The 3451-nt window shown below is 73.7% G+C and carries 3 protein-coding genes; 2 read left to right on the top strand and 1 reads right to left on the bottom strand.

Annotation, left to right across the window (positions count from 1 at the left end):
- Positions 1 to 92: 92 nt before the first annotated feature.
- Positions 93 to 629 carry an HNH endonuclease gene (locus ADK52_RS06585; protein ID WP_030159431.1) on the bottom strand — a complete coding sequence of 179 codons (537 nt, stop codon included), beginning with the start codon at positions 627 to 629 and terminating at the stop codon, positions 93 to 95.
- A gap of 262 nt (positions 630 to 891) precedes the next feature.
- Here ADK52_RS06585 and ADK52_RS06590 point away from each other — a divergent pair, with 262 nt between their 5' ends.
- Together ADK52_RS06590 and ADK52_RS06595 are read left to right on the top strand one after the other, a co-directional pair.
- Positions 892 to 1983 (top strand): mechanosensitive ion channel family protein, encoded by a 1092-nt coding sequence (locus ADK52_RS06590; protein WP_199828459.1) that lies wholly within the window; start codon positions 892 to 894, stop codon positions 1981 to 1983.
- Between the two features lie 185 nt (positions 1984 to 2168).
- Positions 2169 to 3389 carry an ROK family transcriptional regulator gene (locus ADK52_RS06595; RefSeq protein WP_053688832.1) on the top strand — a complete coding sequence of 407 codons (1221 nt, stop codon included), beginning with the start codon at positions 2169 to 2171 and terminating at the stop codon, positions 3387 to 3389.
- Positions 3390 to 3451: the final 62 nt, after the last annotated feature.

A 3451-nucleotide genomic window follows, 5' to 3' on the forward strand; every position in this document is an offset into this window, starting at 1 on the left:
GGGCCGGGCCGGGGGCGAGCCGGGCGGGGGCGCGGGAAACCGCCCCGGGACCCGAGGTCCGGGGGCGGCTCAGCCCTCCTACGACGCCGCCGCTACGACGCCGCCGCGCCGATGCGGTCCAGGGCCGCTTCCGCGCCGTAGGGTTCCAGGTACGGCATCCAGCGGGGGTCCCGGTGACCCGTGCCGATGATCCGCCAGGCCAGACCCGACGGCGGAGCCGGCTGGTGGCGCAGGCGCCAGCCCAGCTCCAGCAGGTGCCGGTCCGCCTTGACGTGGTTGCACCGCCGGCATGCGGCGACCACGTTGTCCCACACGTGCTGCCCACCCCGGCTGCGCGGGATCACGTGGTCGACGCTGGTCGCCACCCCGCCGCAGTACATGCAGCGTCCGCCGTCGCGGGCGAACAGCGCGCGGCGGGTGAGAGGAACGGGCCCCCGGTAGGGGACCCGCACGAAGCGCTTGAGCCGGACCACGCTGGGCGCGGGGACGACTCTCGTCGCGCTGTGCAGAAAGGCGCCGGATTCCTCCAGGGAGACGGCTTTGTTCTCCAGGACGAGGACGAGCGCGCGGCGGAGCGGTACGACGCCGAGCGGCTCGTACGACGCATTGAGGACCAGGACGTGCGGCACGGACTGCCTCCTTGTACGCCGGCGGCGCGTGGCTCGCGCCGGGACGATCTGCTCTCCAGTCTCCCCTTACGGCTGGTCGAAGCGCCACCACGCGCCCGTAACGGGTCCGAGGTGTTTTCAACCACACCCGGTTCATCCCCAGGTGAGTCCGGTCTCTCCCTCGAACACGGCAACGGGGTCACCCGAATGCCCCGTTAGTGTGGATGGCCTGCCCCGCACACCCCTTTCCGCGGGCAGACCGCTATACCTGGAGGTTCCCGTCGTGCCCTGGCCTGCCGCCCTGCTGCCCCTGGCAGCCGACACCCCGGACCCGGCCGCTTCGGTCAAGGAGGCCCACGAGAGCGTCACGAACGCCGCCAGTTTCATCGAGGAGAACTGGGCCGGATGGCTGTACCTCGGCCTGAAGATCCTGCTGATCCTGGTGATCGCGGCCGCGCTCCGCTCGCTGGTCCGCAAGTCGCTGACCAAGCTCATAGTGCGCATGAACCGGGGTGCCGAGGCCGTTGAGGGCATGGCGCTCGGCGGGCTCCTCGTCAACGCGGAGCGCCGGCGGCAGCGCTCCGAGGCGATCGGCTCGGTCCTGCGTTCGGTGGCCTCGTTCCTGATCCTCGGCACGGCCGGGCTGATGGTGCTCGGCGCGCTCGGCATCAACCTGGGCCCGCTGCTCGCGAGCGCCGGTGTGGCCGGTGTGGCGATCGGTTTCGGCGCGCGGAACCTGGTGACGGACTTCCTGTCCGGCGTGTTCATGATCCTCGAGGACCAGTACGGCGTCGGCGACAAGATCGACGCGGGGGTGGCCTCCGGCGAGGTCGTCGAGGTCGGCCTGCGCGTCACCAAGCTGCGTGGTGACAACGGCGAGATCTGGTACGTCCGCAACGGCGAGATCAAGCGGATCGGCAACCTCAGCCAGGGCTGGGCGACGGCGGGCGTGGACGTCCACGTCAAGCCGTCGGAGAGCCTCACCCGCATCCGCGAGGTGGTCAAGCACGTCGCGGAGGGTCTGGCCAAGGAGTCCCCGTGGGACGAGCGCCTGTGGGGCCCGGTGGAGGTGCTGGGTCTGGACGAGGTGCTGCTGGCCTCCATGACGGTGAAGGTGTCGGCGAAGACGATGCCGGGCCAGCAGTTCGCCGTGGAGCGCGAGCTGCGCTGGCGGATCAAGGAGGCCTTCGACGAGGCCGGCATCCGGATCATCGGCGGTCTGCCGGCCGCCGAGGACGAGGAGGACGCGGCCGCCGCCGACCCCTCGGCCGGCGTGGCCGCGCCGTCGGCGCTCGCGAACCCGGCCTCCCCGCAGTCCCTGGCCACCGCACCGATCCCGCCGTCGGCCGCCGGCGCCCCGCGGATCACCAAGTAGCCCCCTTCCCCCCTCCCCTCTCTTCTGCACCACCCCGCTGCCCCCGCAGGTTCATTTCTGCGGGGGCAGCGGCATTGACACAGCTCAAACGGCGATAGGAAACTTACCTAACAGTTTCTGAAGGCCATGGCCCCGGCCACGGCACAGCCGCGGCACGGCCACGGCCAGGTGAGCGGAGAGCGCCCATGACCGGCACCACCCCAGGCACCCCCAGTCTGCTGCGGGTCATGAACGACCGCGCCGCCCTGGACCTGCTGCTGGAGCACGGGCCCCTGTCCCGCACCCGGATCGGCCGGCTCACCGGGCTCTCCAAGCCCACCGCCTCCCAGCTGCTGGCCCGCCTCGAAGCCGCCGGGCTGGTCGTGGCCTCCGGCACCGCCGGCGGCCGCCCCGGCCCCAACGCCCAGCTGTACGGGGTCAACCCGCGCGCCGCCCACGTTGCCGGACTGGACGTCACCCCGGGCGGCATCGTGGCGGCCGTCGCCGATCTCACCGGCGAGGTGATCGGCAGCCACGAGCTCCCGTACGCCGAGGGCACCGGGGCCGTCGACCGGGTCACCCTGGCCCTCGGCGGGGCCGTCAAGGCCGCCGGGCTCCAGCGCTCCGACATCCACCGGGTCGTCATCGCCACCCCGGGGTCCTTCGACCCGAGGACCGGGGCCCTGCGCTACGCCGACCACCTGCCCGGCTGGCACTCCCCCACCCTGCTGGAGGAGCTGGCGGCGGCGCTGCCGATGCCGGTCGGGTACGAGAACGACGTGAACCTGGCCGCGGTCGCCGAGCAGCGCCTCGGCGCGGCCCGCGGCCACGGGGACTTCGTCCTGCTGTGGAACGAGGAGGGCCTCGGCGCCGCCCTGGTGCTCGGCGGCCGGCTGCACCGCGGGTGGACCGGCGGCGCCGGGGAGGTTGGGTTCCTGCCCGTGCCGGGCCACCCCCTGGTCCGGCAGGTCACCCAGGTCAACTCCGGCGGCTACCAGGAACTGGCCGGCGTACAGGTGGTGCCCGGGATGGCGGCCGCGCTGGGCATCGGGGCTCCGCCCGTGGCCACCGCCGGACCTGCGGGGGCCGCGCCCGTCGCCGCCGCGGTCGCGCTGCTGGCGCAGGCCGCCGGGCACCCCGAGGGGGCGAACCTGCTGCTGCTCCGCCAGTACGCCACCGCCCTGGCCACCGGCATCGCCTCGCTGGTCGCCGTACTGGACCCCGAGATCGTGGTCCTGTCCGGCGCGGTGACCGCCGCCGGCGGGGACGTGCTGCGCGAGCTCGTCGAGGCCGAGCTCGCCGATCTCGCCCCCTCCCGGCCGCGCCTGGTGTCCGGCACCGTGTGCGACCGGCCCGTACTGCGCGGCGCGCTGGAGAGCGCCCTCGCCGCCACCCGCGACGAGGTCTTCGACACCTCGCGCCGCTGACCGCCCCGCCGCCCCACCGCCCCACCCCCGCAGGACCGGCACCCCCGGCACCACCCCAGCGC

The organism is Streptomyces sp. WM6372, from assembly GCF_001279655.1.
GTDB lineage: Bacteria > Actinomycetota > Actinomycetes > Streptomycetales > Streptomycetaceae > Streptomyces.